The sequence below is a fragment of the Spirillospora sp. NPDC049024 genome (assembly GCF_040649235.1).
GTDB lineage: Bacteria > Actinomycetota > Actinomycetes > Streptosporangiales > Streptosporangiaceae > Spirillospora.
The window spans coordinates 299,706-315,807 of the sequence record NZ_JBEZFD010000006.1 but is presented as its reverse complement, the minus strand read 5'-3'; the positions used below and the strand labels follow the sequence as shown (position 1 = coordinate 315,807).

The window sequence follows — 16,102 nt, the reverse complement described above, 5'->3', positions numbered from 1 at the left end:
TAGCCGCCGTCGCGGGCCGGCCGCCGGGACCATCCCGATCACCGGGAGGCGTCGGTCCCGCCGTCCGGCGCGGTGCCCGTGCCGCCGCCTCCCGGGGCGTTCGAGCGGGGCGCGAGCAGCAGCTTGCAGGCCAGGCGGATGTCGCTCTCGACGTCGGCCATGGACGCGCGGCCGTTCAGGCTCGACTGGAGCACGCCGTACCAGCACTGCATCAGCAGCCGGACGAGCGTGACGTCCCGCGCGGTCGGCACCTCGATCCCCACCGCCCGCAGCAGGATCTCCCGGAACGTGTTGTCGATGTGGACGGTGTCGGCGACGGTCGCGACGTGCGCGGTGTTGGACGCGTGCAGCATCGACGTCGACAGCACGGGCTGCGCCATGAGGTGGCGGCTGGCCTGCACCAGCAGGTCGGCGACCGCGTCCTCGGGGCTCGTGCCGGGAGAGGGCTCGGTGACCTGGTCGCGGAGCCGGTCGACCTGCTTGGCCATCACCGCGGTGAACAGGTGGACCTTGGACGGGAAGTACCGGTACAGGGTGCCGATCGCGACCCCGGCGGCCTTGGCGACCTCGTGCATCTGGACGCGTTCGAGGGACTTCTCGGCGCCGATGCGGGACGCGGCGCGCAGGATGCGCTCGCGCCGGTCGTGCTGCTCCGGCGAGCTCGGCTCGGCGGACAGCCTGCCCGCTGCGATCCTCGCCACGGTCCTCCCCCGGTCCCCTCGTGTCCGGCCGGTCTCGTCCCGCCGGTCCCGTCCTGCTGCTCCCGTCCTGACAGGGAACAATATCCGGGCTCCGGGCCGTCCCCGCGAACGTCCGTACCGGTCAGTGGGACCGTCCGCCCCTCCCGGCGCGGGCCGCGCTCTACGGTGTGCCGCGCCGAGATCCCGAGGTCGGAGGGGCTGCCACATGGGACGAGCCGGGTGGGACGACGAATACGACGTGGTGGTGGCCGGCTCCGGGGCCGGGGCGATGGCGGGCGCGCTCGCCGCCGCGTCGGGAGGGCTGCGCACCGCCGTCCTGGAGAAGACGGGCCTGCTCGGCGGGACGTCCGCGTACTCGGGGGCGGCGATCTGGCTGCCGGGGACGCGGGTGCAGGAGCGCGCCGGGCTCGCCGACTCGACCGAGGGCGCGCGGGCCTACCTGCGCGCGCTGCTGGGCGACGCCGAGGAGGAGCGCCGCGAGGCGTTCCTGGAGACGGCTCCCGAGCTGGTGGACTTCCTGGAGGGCGACCCGGCGATCGAGTTCCGGTTCCAGGCGTTCCCCGACTACTTCGACGCGCCGGGACGCCTCGACATGGGGCGGTCGTTCGTCCCGGTGGAGCTGCCGTCCGAGCGGCTCGGGGAGCTGGCGGGGCTCGTCCGGCCGCCGGTCGACCGGGACAGGGCGGGCCGGGGGCACTCCGCGACCAAGCCGCTGGCGCAGGGCCGGGCGCTGATCGGGCGGCTGCTGCTGGCGTTCACCGCGACCGGCGCCGGGGAGGTCCGCACCGGCACCGCCCTGACGGACCTGGTCGTCGAGGACGGCCGGGTGGCCGGGGTCGCGGCGATGACGGCGGACGGCCCGGTGCGGCTGCGGGCCCGGCGCGGCGTCCTGCTGGCGGCGGGCGGGTTCGAGGCGTCCGCCGCGCTGCGGGCCGAGCACGGCGTGCCGGGCGGCGCGGGCTGGACGATGGCCCCCGACGGCGCGAACACCGGCGACGCGATCGAGGCCGCCGTCCGGATCGGCGCCTCCACCGGCCTGCTCGACCAGGCGTGGTTCTGCCCCGGCCTCGTCACCCCCGACGGCGGGCCCGCGTTCACGCTCGGGTTCCGCGGCGGGCTGATCGTGGACGCCGCGGGCCGCCGGTTCGCCAACGAGTCCCTCCCCTACGACCGGATGGGCCGCCGGATGGCCGCCGCCGAGGGACCGTTCCACCTGGTCTGGGACTCGCGGTCGGACGGCCTGCCTGCGGTCTCCGTCCCGCCGCTGCGGGCGGACGAGCAGCTCGCCTCGGGCGCCTGGGTCCGGGCGGACCGGCTCGACGAGCTGGCCGGGATGATCGGGGTCCCGGCGGACGCGCTCACCGGCACGGTCGAGCGGTTCAACGGCTTCGCCGCCAAGGGCGCCGACGAGGACTTCCACCGCGGCGAGGACGCCTACGACCTGTACTTCTCCGGCGGCAGGCCCTGCGTCGTGCCCGTCGACCGGCCGCCGTACCTCGCGGCGCGGGTCGTCCTCAGCGACCTCGGGACGAAGGGCGGGCTGCGCACCGACGCCGACGCCCGGGTCCTGGACGCCTCGGACCGCCCCATCGCCGGCCTCTACGCCGCCGGCAACACCAGCGCCTCGTTCACGGGCCCCGTCTACCCGGGGCCCGGCGTACCGATCGGGTCGGCGATGGCGTTCGCCTACCGCGCCGTCCAGGACATCAGGAGGAACCACACGTGAGATCCACCGGAAGGGCCGCCGTCGCGGCCGCCGCGCTGGCCGGGGTCGCGCTGGCGGGGGTCGCCGCCGCGCCCGCGCAGGCCGCTCCGGCGAAGCGCGGGACGCTGGTCGGCGTCCGGCCGCTGGCGAACGCGGCGGCGCTGCCGAGCGCGGCCGCCAACCGCTTCGTCACCTACGTCTCCGAGGGGGTGGGCGGGAAGCGGATCACGGTGTCGGGAACGGTCGCCGTCCCGAAGGGCACCCCGCCGCGCGGCGGGTGGCCGGTGCTGAGCTGGGCGCACGGCACCACCGGGACGGCCGACGCCTGCGCCCCGTCCGCGGACACCGCCGGCGGTCCGGCCCACGACTACCTGTCGATCACCGAGTCGTACCTGGACAGGTGGGTCGCGAACGGCTTCGCCGTCGTCCAGACCGACTACGAGGGCCTCGGCACGCCCGGCGGACACCCGTACATGAACGGGGCCAGCGAGGCCAACACCGTCACCGACATCGTCCGGGCCGCCCGCAGCGCCGACCGCCGCATCGGACGCGACTGGTTCGTCGCCGGGCACAGCCAGGGCGGCCAGGCCGCGCTCTACACGGCGGCGGCCGGCCAGAAGCCCCGCGACATCCGGCTCAGGGGCGCGGTGTCGATCGCGCCCGGCTCGAACATGAGCCAGACCGCGCAGTACGTCAGGGCGCAGTACCCGGGGGCGGAGACGGCGCTGCCGTTCCTGTTCGTCCTGCTGAACGGCGCCTACGCGGCCGACCCGTCGATGCCGCCGGAGGACCTCCTGACCCCCGAGGCCGCGTCGGTCGCCAAGGCGGGCCGGACGAACGCCTGCCTCGCGCAGCTGCGGCAGCTCGGCGCGAGCCTGCCGCTCGACAAGGTCTTCCGCCCGGACGCCGACCTGACGCGGTTCGAGAGCTACTACGACTCGCAGGAGGCGCTGGGCCTGACCCTGAAGGTCCCGACGCTGGTCGCCCAGGGCACCGCCGACCGCGAGGTCTCCCCCGCCGCAACGCGGAACATCGTCACCGACCTGTGCAAGCGCTACGGGACCGTCGCCTACCGGACGTTCGAGGGCGCCGACCACCGGGGCAGCGTCAACGCGTCCTTCGAGGCGTCGCTGGCGTTCGCCCAGGCCGTCCGCAGGGGCGAGACACCGTCCACGACCTGCTGAGCGCACGCGTGGTCCCGCCCGCGGTTCCGTCCACCGGACCGCGGGCGGGACCGCGCCCGAGGCAGCAACTTGACCCTCTATGGGCCCGATTCGGGTGGTGCTTATGACCGCTGCTCACTACATGTAGTAATTGTCCGACTGCATGGAGTGAACGACCGTCTGAGAGGAAGAAGATGACCACCTCAGGGCTCACCCGGACCTGCGCCGGCCTCGCGGGGGCGGCGCTGCTGATCGGGACCCTCGTCCCCGCGGCGACCGCCTCGGCCAAGGAGCCGCCGTCCGCCTCGGCCGCGGAGTCGCCGTCCACCTCCACGGCGATCGCCTGGCGCAGGACCATCGAGAACACCCTCACCGCGATGCGCGGCGAGGCCCTGGCGCATGCGAGCTACCACTTCTACGGCGAGCAGGCCGGGTACGAGCATCTGCCCAAGGTGCGCGCACTGTTCGCGAAGACCGCGCACACCGAGCTCCACGACCACTTCACCAAGGAGGCGCAGCTCATCCACTACGTCCGCGACGACGCCGCCAACCTGCGCAGGAGCATCGCGGGCGAGATGGAGGAGGCCACCCGCACCTACCCGCGGTTCGCCAAGGAGGCGCGGGAGGACAAGGACTACAACGCCGCCCGCCTGTTCACCGAGCTCGCGGGTGACGAGAGGTCGCACGCCCGCAACTTCGCGAAGGCGCTCTACGCGATCACGCATCACCGCGGGGAGATCCCGGAGGGCCCGACCGTCGACCCCGTCAAGGTCGTCGCGGGCAAGCCGAAGGTGCACTCGGCGAGGACGCTCCGCAACCTGGAGACGGCCCTGCGCGGCGAGTCGTTCGCGAACGCGAGCTACACGCTCTACGCCGAGCACGCCAGGGCCCGCAGCCCGAGGCTCGCGCAGCTCTTCGAGCGGACCGCCGCGGTCGAACTCACCGAGCACTTCGCCGAGCTGGCGAACCTCGCCGGGTACGTCCACCGCACCAGGGAGAACCTGCGCAGGAGCATCGCGGGCGAGACCTACGAGGCCACGAAGATGTACCCGGGCTTCGCCCGCACCGCCCGCGAGGAGCGCGCCTACCGGGCCGCGGCCCTCTTCACCGAGATCGCCGGTGACGAGGCCGCCCACGCCCGCGCGTTCGCGTACGCGCTCAAGCACCTCCACCACCACGGCCACCACGGCAAGCACGAGCAGCACGGCCAGCACGGCCAGCACGGCCAGCACGGCCAGCACGGCCAGCAGAGCCAGCAGAGCCAGGGCCAGCAGGGCCAGCAAGGTCAGCAGAGCCAGCACCACATGATGGGCTCCGACTTCTGACACGGCCCCGGCGCACGCCCCCCGAGGGCGTGCGCCGGATGTCAGACCAGGTTGTCCTCCACCTTGAGCCCGAACTCGCCCCGTCCGTACATGGACAGGGCGTGTTCGACGTCGTTGGCGACGTGGACGCTGCCGGCGTGGGCGTCGCGCCAGGCGCGCTCGATGACGTTGCCGCGGTGCAGGGAGTTGCCGCCCGCGGTCTTGAAGAGGATGTCGATGGCCTCGATGGCGCGCTCGGTGCCGCGGACCTGGTCGCGGCGGGCGCGCAGCCGCAGCTCCATCGGGATCTTCTCGTTGCGGACGGCGTACTCGTGGATCTCGCGGACGTTGCGGTCGGTCTGCAGGATCGCCGCATCGATCTCCGAGGCGGCGCGGGCGACGGCGACCTGGGCGAACTGGTCCTCGACGAAGCGGCCGCCGCCGAGGCTGAGGCGGATCCGGTCGCGCATCCGGGTCACGTACAGGTCGTGGCAGCCGGACGCCATGCCGATGACGCTCGCCGCGACGGTGCTGGTGAAGATCGTCCCGAAGGGCATGCGGTAGAGCGGGCCCGTGTTGACCTTGCGGCCCGGGTTGCGGAGCTGGGCCTGCTCGAAGTTGCGCATCGCGCGGTGCGACGGAACGAACGCCTTCTCCACCACGATGTCGTCGCTGGCGGTGCCGCGCAGGCCCATCGAGTCCCAGACCTCGGCGATCTCGTAGTCGCGGCGCGGGACGAGGACGGTCATGAAGTCGACCGGGCGGCCCTCGGCCCCCACGACGAGCGCGCCGAGCAGCGCCCATGAGGCGAACTCGCAGCCGGACGAGAACGACCAGCGCCCCGTCACCTCGTAGCCGCCGTCCACGGGGGTGAGGCGGCCGATCGGGGCGTAGGAGGAGGCGATGAGGGTGTCCGGGCCGGCGCCCCACACCTCGCGCTGCGCCTCGTCGGCGAACAGGCCGAGGTGCCAGGAGTGGACGCCGAGCACGGCGGCCACCCACCCGGTCGAGCCGCACGCACCGGAGATCGCGCGGATCACCTCGTAGAAGGCGACCGGGTCGTCCTCGGCGCCGCCGTACCGGGTGGGCTGGAGCATCCGGAACACCCCGGCGGCGGTCAGCTCCCGGATCGACTCGGCGGGGATGCGTCCCTTCTCGTCCACGGACCGGGCCCGCTCGGCGATGCCGGGCAGCAGTCCGCGCACGGCCTCCAGGACCTCGTTGCTCATCCCCGCTCCTTTCCTAGTACGGCCATTGCAGGAGACCATGGTCGCGCGTCGGCGCGGGGACGCGCGTCCCGGCCACCGGGACTCGGCGGTCGGGACGGTGACCTGCGACCTAACGTTCGAATCACCCGTCCATCGCCGAAGGGATGATCCACGTGACCGCAACCGAGTCGGACGCCGTCCGCGCCATCGAGGCGGAGGCGATCAACCGCCGTTTCGCCCGGGGATGGCACTGCCTCGGGCTGGCCGAGAAGTTCCGGGACGGCAAGCCCCACACGGTCAACGCGTTCGGGCAGAAGCTGGTGGTCTTCACCGGTGAGGACGGCAAGACGAACGTCCTGGACGCCTACTGCCGGCACATGGGCGGGGACCTGTCCCAGGGCACCGTGAAGGGCAACGAGATCGCGTGCCCGTTCCACGACTGGCGCTGGGGCGGCGACGGCCGCTGCAAGAAGATCCCTTACGCGCGCCGCGTCCCGCTGCGGGCCCGCACCGCCGCATGGCCGACGATGGAGCAGGACAAGCTGCTGTTCGTCTGGAACGACCCGGAGGGCAACAAGCCGCCGGCGGACGTGACGATCCCGGTGATCGAGGGCGCCACCCGCGACGACTGGACCGACTGGCGGTGGACGGAGACGGTCGTCCACACCAACGCCCGCGAGGTCATCGACAACGTCGTGGACATGGCGCACTTCTTCTACATCCACAAGTCGTTCCCGACCTACTTCAAGAACATCTTCGAGGGCCACACGGCCACGCAGATCATGAAGGGCCGGACGCGCGAGGACGCGCGCCGGGAGGGCGGGGGCGGCGGGCCGCGGATGCTCGGCAACACCTCCGTCGCGTCCTACCACGGCCCCTCCTTCATGATCGACGAGCTGACGTACCACTACGAGGGGTACGACCTGCACTCCGTCCTGATCAACTGCCACTACCCGATCGACGAGAACTCGTTCTCGCTGCACTCGGGGATCATCGTCCAGCACAGCGACGCGCTGCCGCCCGAGGCGGCCGAGGCGACCGCGCAGAAGCTGTCGGAGTTCATCCTGCTCGGCTTCGAGCAGGACATCGAGATCTGGCGGAACAAGGCCCGCATCGACAACCCGCTGCTGTGCGAGGAGGACGGCCCCGTCTACCAGCTGCGCCGCTGGTACGAGCAGTTCTACGTGGACGTCGCCGACGTCACGCCGGAGATGACCGACCGGTTCGAGTACGAGATCGACACGACCCGTCCGGTGGAGTCCTGGCAGAAGGAGGTCGACGCGAACATGGCCCGCCGGGAGGCCGAGGGGGCGTCGGCGTGACGACCCGCCAGGACGAGCGCCTCCTGGACGGGCCGCTGCTGCCGGTGAGCTGCCGCCGCTGCGCCGCCGAGGTGCTGGTGCGCAAGTCGAGCTGGGAGCAGACGAGCATCCAGTGGAACGCCGAGGCCAGGCAGGCGTGCACGGGTCTGGACGACCCGCACGCGACCTGCCCGGCGCTCCGCTCGGCGATCCAGGAGGCCGCGCTGAACGGCGCCATCACGGTGGTCGAGTGACGGGCGGTCCGGTGGCGGGCGGCCGGCTGGCCGGGCGGGTCGCGGTCGTGACCGGCGCGGGCGACGGCATCGGGCGCGGCGTCGCCCGCCGCTTCGCCGCCGAAGGGGCCCGCGTGCTGGTCGCGGAGCTCGACCCGGAGTCCGGGGAGCGGGTCGCCGCGGAGATCGGGGCGGACGCCCGGTTCGTCCGGACGGACGTCACCGACAAGGCGCAGGTCCACGCGATGGTGGCCGCGGCCGTCGACACGTGGGGCTCGGTGGACGTCCTGGTCAACAACGCCTGGGGCGCCGGGACGGTGGGCCGGGTGGAGGCCAAGACCGACGAGCAGCTCGCCCGCGGCTTCGCGATGGGCTACTACGGCCCGCTGTGGGCGATGCAGGCCGCGTTCCCGCACATGAAGGCCCGCGGGTGGGGGCGCGTCATCAACATGTGCTCGCTGAACGGCGTGAACGCCCACATGGGGACCCTCGAGTACAACTCGGCCAAGGAGGCGCTCCGCACGCTGACCCGGACGGCCGCCCGCGAGTGGGCGCCGACCGGCGTCGTCGTCAACGCGATCTGCCCGGGCGCCAAGAGCGCCGCGTTCCGCCGGATGGCGGCCGCGCACCCGGAGATCGAGGCGGCCGCCGACCGGGCCAACCCGATGGGCCGCCTCGGCGACCCGGAGGCCGACATCGCCCCCGTGGCGGTGTTCCTGGCGTCCGAGGACGCCCGCTACCTGACCGGAAACACCCTGTTCGCGGACGGCGGCTCGCACATCAACGGCGTCGCCTGGACCCCGGACCTGGACGGAGAACAATGATCGACCGATACGGCCCGTGGGCCGTCATCGCGGGCGGCTCGGAGGGCGTCGGCGCGGCCTTCGCGCACCGCCTCGCCGACGCGGGCCTGAACCTCGTGCTGATCGCCCGCAAGCCGGGACCGCTGGCGGAGACGGCCGCGGCCGTCCGCGCGAAGGGCGTCGAGGTGCGCACCCTCGAACTGGACCTGGTCGCCCCGGACCCCGTCAAGGCGGTCCGCGAGGTGACCGACGGCCTGGAGGTCGGGCTGCTGGTCTTCAACGCGGGCGCGAACAGCTACGGCCACGAGTTCGTCACCGGCGACCTGGACCGCTTCCAGGGCGTCATCGACCTCAACATCACCGCGCAACTCGCGCTCACGCACCACTTCGGCGCGCTGATGAAGGAGCGGGGCCGCGGCGGCATCCTGCTGGTCGGCTCCCTCGCCGGCTACATGGGCCAGCCGCAGATCAGCATCTACTCGGCGGTGAAGGCGTTCGGCCGCGTGTTCGCCGAGGGGCTGTGGCTGGAGATGCGCGAGCACGGGGTGGACGTCCTGGAACTGGTCCTCGGCGTGACCCGCACCCCGGCGATGGAGCGCGCCGGCCTCAACATGGACATGCCGGGCCTGAACGTCGCCGAGCCCGACGACGTCGCCCGCGAGGGCCTCGAACACCTGGCGGACGGCCCGGTCTGGGTCGCGGGCGGCAACTACGACATGGCGCGCAAGCGCGCCGGCTTCCCTCGCGAGAAGCTCGTCGCGGGGGCGCACGCCGCGATGAAGCGGATACTTCCGAAACCGTCCTGACACCCGCCGCGGTCCGCGTCCAGTAGGGGTGATGGACGCCGCGCCGCCCGAGGCCCGCCTCATCGCCGTCGACCTGCCCGGCATCGATCGGATTTCACTTGTCTCCCCCTCTCACACCCCTTCAGAATCGGCTGCAAGCTTCCGTGAAGCGCACCTCGATCCTGCGAACAGGGGGCGACCGTGATTTCGGGCACAGCATGGGCGACGCCCGCCGGGCAGTCGGGCAGCGGCCTGGCCGCGGTCCTCTGGGGCCTGGGCACACTCGCCCTGTGCATACCGGTCGTGTTCAATTACCGTGGCGCCGCTGATTGGCTCGCAGGCATACGCTGGAACAGGGCGCAGCACAAGACCACTCGCCAGGCCGTGTGGTATCAGCGTGGTTCGGCGGCCGTCTTTGCCGCATTGGGCGTTGCCGTCCTCGTCATTGGCGCCACTGAGATGATCCGCGGATAGGCCCGGCATCCGGAATGGCGCCCCCGACGCGTCGCCCTCCGATTGCCACGAAGAACTGCTCGACGCGGCGACGCCGCCCGCCGCTGCCTTGACCAGCCCGTCTCGGCGGGGTTCGTCCGCTCATCTGGGTTCGTAGGTGCCGTCGCGGTGCTCGTAGACGGGGTCCTGGGTGTCGCGGCCCTCGGCGCGGAGCGTGCGCTTGACGACCTTGTTGGTGGGGGTGCGGGGCAGCTCGGTGACGATGCGGATGTAGCGGGGCGTCCACTTCGTGCCGAGATCGGGCTGCGCGTCCAGGAAGGCCGTGAAGGCGGACGGGTCGAACGCCTCGCCCGGGGCCAGGGTCACGGCGGCCATCGCCTGGTCGCCCACGCGGTCGTCCGGGACGGCGTAGACCGCCACGTCGGTGAAGGGCTCGAAGCGGGCCAGGAGGCGCTCGACGGGGGCGGCGGCGAAGTTCTCGCCGTCCACGCGCAGCCAGTCGTCGTCGCGGCCGGCGAAGTACCAGTAGCCGTCGGCGTCGCGGTAGGCGAGGTCGCCCGACCAGGTCCAGCCGTTGCGGACGCGCCTCGCCGTCGCCTCGGGGTTGTTGTAGTAGCCCTCGAACTTGGCGGCGCCCATCGTGTCGACGATCTCGCCGATGGCCTCGTCCGCGTTGAGCAGCACCCCGTTCGCGTCGAACTCGGCGCGCGGGCACTCCCGGAGGGTCTCGGGGTCCATCACGACGGTGCCCGCCTCGGCGACTCCCAGCGATCCGGGCGGCGTGCCCGGGACGCGGTTGAGGCGGATCTCCCCCTCGCTCGACCCGTAGGAGTCGATGACGGTGCAGCCGAAGCGGCGGGCGAACGCGTCGATGTCGCGCTGCGCCGCCTCGTTGCCGAACGCGATGCGCAGCGGATTGTCGGCGTCGTCCGGCCGCTCGGGGACGGCCAGGATGTAGCTGAGCGGCTTGCCGACGTAGTTGAAGAACGTGACGCCGTAGCGCCGCACGTCCGGCAGGAAGCCGGAGGCCGAGAACCTGCGGCGCAGAACGATGCGGCCGCCCGTGGCGACGGCGGGCGCGATCCCCGCCATCAGGGCGTTGGAGTGGAACATCGGCATGACCACGTAGAACACGTCGTCGCGGGTGAGGCCGCGCCGGTCGCGCTGCTGGACGGCGATCCGGCCCAGCCTGCGCTGCGTGCAGATCACCGCCTTGGGCGCGGACGTCGTCCCGGACGTGAACACCAGCGAGAAGATCGTGTCGGGGTCCACCGGGGCGGGGGCGGTCAGGCGGGCTGAGGCGAGGCGCTCGGCGTGGGCGGGCGTGTCGACCGCCAGGGACGGGACGTCCGCGAGCCCGTCGAGCAGCGGCGCGCGGGACGTCTCGGTGACCAGCAGCGCGCAGTCGGTGTGGGCGATGTCGCGGGCCAGCTCGGCGCCCCGCCGCGTCGGGTTCAGCTCCACCACCGGGACGCCCGCGAGCGCCGCGCCCAGCAGCCAGAACAGGTGCTCGGGCCCGTTCTCCAGGAACAGGCCGACGTGGCCGGTCAGGTCCCGGACGAGCGAGGCCCGCCGCAGCGACTCCGCGACGACCTCGCGCCAGGTCCAGGAGCGGTCCTCGAAGCACAGGCCGGTCCGGTCGTCGTCGCCGCGCGCCGCCACCAGCTCCGCGAACGCGGGCTCGCGGGCCGGGCGGTCGTCGCCCAGCATCGTGCCCTCCTTCGGCACCGCGCCCTCCTGTGGCACCGCGCTCTCCTGTGGCACCGCGCTCTCCTGTGGCACCGCCGTCTTCCCGTCCTGCATGCGACACGGCCCCTCTCGTCTCGAAGCGCCCCCTAGGCGCGGTGCGGGCGGTTCGTCCAGCCCTGGTCGTCGGCGCGGACGAACCAGCCGGATGCGGCGAGCGTGCCGCCGTCCACCGGGATCGTGTGGCCGGTGACGAAGCGGGCGTCGTCAGAAGCCAGGAACGCGACGACGGCGGCGTAGTCGTCCGGCTCGCCGAAGCGGGCCAGCGGGACCCAGGTGTGCTCCAAGCCCTCGTCATAGCCGCGTCGCATCCACTCGACCGGGGTCTGTTCGGTGTTGGCGAGGTCGGGAGCGATGGCGTTCACACGGACACCGTGACGGCCGACGGCGACTGCGAGGCTGCGAGTGAACGCCGACACGCCCGCGTTGAACGCCGAGTACACCGGATGCTGCGGGATCCCCCGGAACGCCTCGACCGTCGAGTTGTTGACGATGCTGCCGGACCCCTGATCGATCATGGTCGGGAGCAGCGCGCGGGTCAGTTTGAAGACATGCAGCAGGTTCAGCTCGTAGAGCCGCTGCCACTGGTCGGGCGTGCTGTCCTGGAAGGACGGCGCGGCCGGACGGAAGTCCCCCACGTTGTTCACCAGCACGTCCACCCGACCGGGAACCGCCGCCGCGACCCGCTCGACCGTCTCGTCCTCGACGATGTCGCCGATGACCGCGACGCACCGGCCGCCGGCCGACTCGATGCCGGCCTGTGCACGGGCGGCGGCGTCCGCGTCGATGTCGTTCAGAATCACCAGGTCGCCCCCGGCCGCCAGGCGGCGGGAGATCGCCCCGCCGATGCCGAGCGCGCCGCCCGTGACGACACTGACCCGAGGGCCGTCACTCACCGCGCCACCTCCTGACGGGACGGGTCTCGATCGAGTCGATGCGCTGCTCGCGCCGGGCGATCCGCCAGGTCCGGCCGTCCGCCCGGTAGGTGTCGGTGTACCGGCAGTGCCAGACGAGGTCGGACACCTTGCCGTCCTCGCGAGAGGTCACGTGGTGGGCGACGCAGGCGATCTCCCCGATGGCCGTGCCGGGCTCCGGCCCCGCACCGAACACCTGCCCCACGAGCGCGTGGAACGTGAGGGGGATACCGTCCAGCACCGACAGCGTGGCGGCGATCTCCGAGCGCCCCGTGAAGACGCGCACCGGGTCGAGTTCGTCGGGAGCGTCCGGCAGGACGAGGACGGCGTCCTCGGTGAACAGGTCCGCCATCGCGTCGATCTCGCGGCGGTCGGCGTGCAGCGCGTACCGGGCGACCAGATCGCCGAGGGCGATCCGGTCCACGACTCCCGGCGTCATGAGAGGCCCAGGCGCTCGGCGCAGGCCGACAGCTCGTCCTTCGCCTCGTTCAGATCCTTGGTCGGCGCACCGCGCAGGACGAGACGGCCCGCCCCCAGCCCGGCGAGCCTCTCCGCCTTCTCCGGCGTGACGGCCGACAGCGAATGGCCGAGCGTCAGTTCCAGCGCGTCCGGGTCGCGGCCGTTCTTCTCGGCCACCTCCCGCATCAGCGCGACCAGCGAACGAAGCTCGTCCCCCGCCACGCCCAGCGGCTGCAATCCGTCCCCGTACCGGCCGGCACGGCGTGCCGCGGCCCTGGTGTGCCCGCCCACATGAATGGGCACGCCACCCGCCTGGACGGGCTTCGGGTAGCTCATCGCCCCCTTGAACTGGAAGAACTCCCCGTCATGCGAAGCCCCCGAAGGCGCCGTGTCGGCCCACAGCTTCCGGAGCACTTCGAGCTGCTCATCGCCGCGCCGCCCCCGCGAGTCGAAGTCGACGCCGCACGCCTCGATCTCCTCGCGCATCCAGCCCATCCCGACGACCAGCCGCAACCGTCCGCCCGACAGGGCGTCGATCGTGGCGAGCCGCTTGGCCAGCACCACCGGGTGATGGTCGGGCAGGACGAGCACGCCGGTGGCGAGCCCGATCCGCGACGTCTGCCCGGCCAGGAAGGCCAGCAGGTCCAGCGGGTCGGGGATGTCCAGATCGTCGGCCAGCTCCATGCGCCCCGACGCGTCGTACGGGTAGACGCTCGAATAGGAGCTCGCCACCACCGCGTGCTCGACCGCGCCGACCGACTCGAAGCCGCAGGCTTCGGCGTGCCGGGCGTACTCGCCGATCCACGCGGGATCGGCGGTCACGCCCGCCGCCACGGGGAGCAGGACGGCGTACTTCATTCAGAAACCTTCCTGGAGGCGGCGGCGCGCCCGGCGCGGCGGCCGAAGAACGTGCCGTCGCCGAGGGACGTCCCGCTGATGTAGCCCTCGCCGTGGATCCCGGAGGCCGCGCGCCCCGCGGCGTACAGGCCGGGGATCGGCTCACCGGAGTTGTTGCGGACCTCGCCGTCCACGCTGGTGTCCAGGCCGCCGAGGGTGAATCCGCCGGCGCCCGTCCCGGCGCCGTGCCTGCCCGCGCCGAAGAACCCGTCGGCGGGGTCGATCGCCGCGAACGGGCCCTTCAGGGGACGCAGCCACTTGGGGTCCTTGTGGAAGTAGGGGTCCTCGCCCCTCTCCGCGAACCTGTTGTAGGTCTCGACGGTCGCCTCCAGCGAACCGGGCGGCAGGCCGAGGGACTCCTCCAGCTCCGCGATCGTCTCCGCCGCGTGCTTGGGGCGGACGCCCCACATGTCGGCCTCGGCGATCTCGTCGTGCCCGGCCTCGTCGATGATCGCCCAGTAGGGTCCGGGCTGGTGCTGGACGGCCTGGTGGCTGAACAGCCCCGGGTAGACGTCCTCGTTGATGAACCGGCGTCCGAGGCCGTCCACGAGCATGCCCCGGCAGACGACGGCCGGGTTGGCGGTGAGCGCGATCTCCACCGCCGCCATGCGGCGCGTCGCGGCGCCGAGCGCGGTCGCCATCCGGATGCCGGACCCGTCGCTGGTGCCGTCGCTGACCTTGTCGTGCCCGAGCAGCACCGGGGCGTGGTCGGCGAGCATCTCCTCGTTGTCGACGAACCCGCCGGAGGTCAGGACGACACCCCGGCGCGCCCGGTAGGCCACCCGGTCGGAGAACTTGCGCGCGACGACGCCGGCGACGCGGCCCTCGTCGTCCACGACGAGGTTCGTGGCGTAGGTGTCCTGATGGGCGACGGCACCCGCCTCGACGGCGGCCGCGATCAGCTTCTCCATGAGGATCCCGCCGGCGAACATCGGCGCCTCGGGGCGGTGGCCGCGCGGCACGGGCCGGGCGATCGTGTTGTACGGCCAGGCGTTCTCGCCGAGCCACATCAGGCCGTCCTCGGTGTACGGCATCCAGCCCGGCGCGTCGAACAGGCTCTCCTTGAACGGGACGCCCCGCGCGCGGAACCACTCGAAGTGCTCCACGCTCCCGTCGCAGTACAGCCGCAGCTTCTCCTCGTTCGCGTGCGGGCCGAGCGCCGCCTTGAGGAACGCGAACATGTCGTCGGGCGTGTCGTCGAAGCCGCACGCCTTCTGCACCCGCGTGCCGCCGCCGAGGTACAGCTCCCCGCCCGACTGGGCGGACGTCCCGCCGGGGCCGCTCGACCGCTCCAGGACGAGCACGTCCGCGCCCGCCGCCGCGGCCTCGTACGCCGCGGCGGCGCCGGCCGCTCCGAAGCCGACCACCAGCACGTCGCACTCGTGGTCGAACTCCACCTCCGCGGCGCCGACCGGTTCCACCGAGGACCTCGCCACCGGCGTCAGCCCTTCTTCGGCGGGACGAAGGCGGCCAGCGGTTCGGAGCCCGACCAGTCGTGGCCCCAGTAGCTGTCCCTGGTGATCTCCTCGGCGGTGTAGTACGCCTCGTCCACGAGCATGCCCTCGCAGCCGTACTCGACGTCCCAGCCGCCGGGGGCGCGGACGTAGAACGACACCATCTTGTCGTTGGTGTGGCGGCCCAGCGTTGAGGAGATCGAGAAGCCCCTCTCGGTGACGGTGTCGAGCGCGATGCCGACGGCGTCGAGGGTGTCGACCTCCACCATGAGGTGCACGAGGCCCGGGTCGCCGTCGAACGGCGCGGGGCAGATCGCGATGCTGTGGTGGCGCTGGTTGACGCCCATGAACCTGACTTTCGCGCCGCCGCCGCCGACCTTCATCGCGCCGCGCGGCAGGAACCCGAGGACCTCGGCGTAGAACGCGGTGGTCTCGGCGAACCTCGGCGTGGGCAGCACGACGTGGCCCATGCCCATGCCACCGGTGACGAACTTCTGCGCGAAGCCGGTGCGCACCGGGCTGTGGTCGAGCACCGGGCCCCAGAACACCTCGACCGGCGTGCCGCCGGGGTCGGTGAACGCGATGGCCTCCTCGGCGTCGCGCTCCGCCGCCTCCTTGGACGTCAACTCCGTCACGGCCGTCCCGGACTTCTCGACGGCCTCGCGGACGGCGGCCAGCGCGTACTGGTCGCGGACCTCCCAGCCGACGGCCAGCACCCGGTCGCTGTCGCCGGGCAGCACCCGCAGGCGCGAGCGGCGCTCGTCCATGCGCAGGTACAGGCCGTCCGGGTCCGGTCCGCTCCCCTCGGCGAACCCGAGCCCGTCCAGGGCGAACTCGCGCCAGCGGTCGATGTGCCGGGTCTGGACCTTCAGATACCCCAGCCCTCGGATCTGCGTCACTGTCCTCGGTCCCTTCTGGATAGCCCGCCGCGGCGGGGTGGTCGATGCGCGGCGTGCCGGGCGGTGGAGGCGCCCAC

15 protein-coding genes are annotated in these 16,102 nt (G+C 72.6%); 7 read left to right on the top strand and 8 right to left on the bottom strand.

Features of this window, described 5'->3' with window-relative positions; translation table 11 throughout:
- Positions 1-38: 38 nt before the first annotated feature.
- On the bottom strand, positions 39-701 hold the full coding sequence (locus AB0C21_RS14015) for a TetR/AcrR family transcriptional regulator (RefSeq protein WP_500204374.1): 663 nt from the start codon (positions 699-701) through the stop codon (positions 39-41).
- Positions 702-906: 205 nt separating this feature from the next.
- On the opposite strand from AB0C21_RS14015, the gene AB0C21_RS14010 reads away from it, so the two are divergent.
- From AB0C21_RS14010 to AB0C21_RS14000, 3 genes are all read left to right on the top strand, one after another.
- Positions 907-2,427 carry an FAD-binding protein gene (locus AB0C21_RS14010; RefSeq protein WP_500204373.1) on the top strand — a complete coding sequence of 507 codons (1,521 nt, stop codon included), beginning with the start codon at positions 907-909 and terminating at the stop codon, positions 2,425-2,427.
- Entirely contained in the window at positions 2,424-3,590 is a 1,167-nt protein-coding gene (locus AB0C21_RS14005) for an alpha/beta hydrolase (protein ID WP_500204372.1), read from the top strand. The genes AB0C21_RS14010 and AB0C21_RS14005 overlap by 4 nt, the downstream gene beginning before the upstream one ends.
- 173 nt (positions 3,591-3,763) lie before the next feature.
- Positions 3,764-4,894 carry a ferritin family protein gene (locus tag AB0C21_RS14000; protein ID WP_500204371.1) on the top strand — a complete coding sequence of 377 codons (1,131 nt, stop codon included), beginning with the start codon at positions 3,764-3,766 and terminating at the stop codon, positions 4,892-4,894.
- A gap of 41 nt (positions 4,895-4,935) precedes the next feature.
- Here the strand turns inward: AB0C21_RS14000 and hsaA are convergent, their stop codons facing one another.
- Entirely contained in the window at positions 4,936-6,102 is a 1,167-nt protein-coding gene (hsaA, locus tag AB0C21_RS13995; protein WP_353817461.1) for a 3-hydroxy-9,10-secoandrosta-1,3,5(10)-triene-9,17-dione monooxygenase oxygenase subunit, read from the bottom strand.
- Between the two features lie 143 nt (positions 6,103-6,245).
- Between hsaA and AB0C21_RS13990 the strand changes: the two genes are divergently transcribed.
- The 4 genes from AB0C21_RS13990 to AB0C21_RS13975 are packed head-to-tail and all read left to right on the top strand — an operon-like array spanning position 6,246 to position 9,224.
- Positions 6,246-7,403, top strand: coding sequence for a 3-ketosteroid-9-alpha-monooxygenase, oxygenase component (locus AB0C21_RS13990; RefSeq protein WP_500204370.1), 1,158 nt, complete (start codon positions 6,246-6,248; stop codon positions 7,401-7,403).
- The gene (locus AB0C21_RS13985) at positions 7,400-7,636 is read left to right on the top strand and encodes a ferredoxin (RefSeq protein ID WP_500204369.1); all 237 of its coding nucleotides are present in this window, start codon (positions 7,400-7,402) and stop codon (positions 7,634-7,636) included. The genes AB0C21_RS13990 and AB0C21_RS13985 overlap by 4 nt, the downstream gene beginning before the upstream one ends.
- On the top strand, positions 7,633-8,439 hold the full coding sequence (locus AB0C21_RS13980) for an SDR family NAD(P)-dependent oxidoreductase (RefSeq protein ID WP_500204368.1): 807 nt from the start codon (positions 7,633-7,635) through the stop codon (positions 8,437-8,439). The genes AB0C21_RS13985 and AB0C21_RS13980 overlap by 4 nt, the downstream gene beginning before the upstream one ends.
- Positions 8,436-9,224, top strand: a complete 789-nt coding sequence (locus AB0C21_RS13975; RefSeq protein ID WP_500204367.1) for an SDR family NAD(P)-dependent oxidoreductase — start codon at positions 8,436-8,438, stop codon at positions 9,222-9,224. Before AB0C21_RS13980 ends, AB0C21_RS13975 begins: the two co-directional genes overlap by 4 nt.
- Before the next feature lie 573 nt (positions 9,225-9,797).
- Here the strand turns inward: AB0C21_RS13975 and AB0C21_RS13970 are convergent.
- From AB0C21_RS13970 to AB0C21_RS13945, 6 genes are all read right to left on the bottom strand, one after another.
- On the bottom strand, positions 9,798-11,420 hold the full coding sequence (locus tag AB0C21_RS13970; RefSeq protein WP_500204366.1) for an AMP-binding protein: 1,623 nt from the start codon (positions 11,418-11,420) through the stop codon (positions 9,798-9,800).
- Between the two features lie 71 nt (positions 11,421-11,491).
- Complete coding sequence (locus AB0C21_RS13965) at positions 11,492-12,298, bottom strand: SDR family NAD(P)-dependent oxidoreductase (RefSeq protein WP_500204365.1); 807 nt, start codon at positions 12,296-12,298, stop codon at positions 11,492-11,494.
- Complete coding sequence (locus AB0C21_RS13960) at positions 12,291-12,740, bottom strand: nuclear transport factor 2 family protein (protein WP_500204364.1); 450 nt, start codon at positions 12,738-12,740, stop codon at positions 12,291-12,293. Before AB0C21_RS13960 ends, AB0C21_RS13965 begins: the two co-directional genes overlap by 8 nt.
- Before the next feature lie 11 nt (positions 12,741-12,751).
- Positions 12,752-13,633 (bottom strand): LLM class F420-dependent oxidoreductase, encoded by an 882-nt coding sequence (locus AB0C21_RS13955; protein ID WP_500204363.1) that lies wholly within the window; start codon positions 13,631-13,633, stop codon positions 12,752-12,754.
- The gene (locus AB0C21_RS13950; protein WP_500204362.1) at positions 13,630-15,108 is read right to left on the bottom strand and encodes an FAD-dependent oxidoreductase; all 1,479 of its coding nucleotides are present in this window, start codon (positions 15,106-15,108) and stop codon (positions 13,630-13,632) included. Before AB0C21_RS13950 ends, AB0C21_RS13955 begins: the two co-directional genes overlap by 4 nt.
- Positions 15,109-15,113: 5 nt before the next feature.
- Complete coding sequence (locus AB0C21_RS13945; protein ID WP_500204361.1) at positions 15,114-16,025, bottom strand: VOC family protein; 912 nt, start codon at positions 16,023-16,025, stop codon at positions 15,114-15,116.
- Positions 16,026-16,102 lie beyond the last annotated feature (77 nt).

Excerpts from the sequence above, each read along its gene's own strand:
- AB0C21_RS14010 (WP_500204373.1), top strand. The coding sequence starts at position 907 with ATGGGACGAGCCGGGTGGGACGACGAATACGACGTGGTGGTGGCCGGC.
- AB0C21_RS14000 (WP_500204371.1), top strand. The coding sequence starts at position 3,764 with ATGACCACCTCAGGGCTCACCCGGACCTGCGCCGGCCTCGCGGGGGCG.
- hsaA (WP_353817461.1), bottom strand. The coding sequence starts at position 6,102 with ATGAGCAACGAGGTCCTGGAGGCCGTGCGCGGACTGCTGCCCGGCATC.
- AB0C21_RS13990 (WP_500204370.1), top strand. The coding sequence starts at position 6,246 with ATGATCCACGTGACCGCAACCGAGTCGGACGCCGTCCGCGCCATCGAG.
- AB0C21_RS13975 (WP_500204367.1), top strand. The coding sequence starts at position 8,436 with ATGATCGACCGATACGGCCCGTGGGCCGTCATCGCGGGCGGCTCGGAG.
- AB0C21_RS13955 (WP_500204363.1), bottom strand. The coding sequence starts at position 13,633 with ATGAAGTACGCCGTCCTGCTCCCCGTGGCGGCGGGCGTGACCGCCGAT.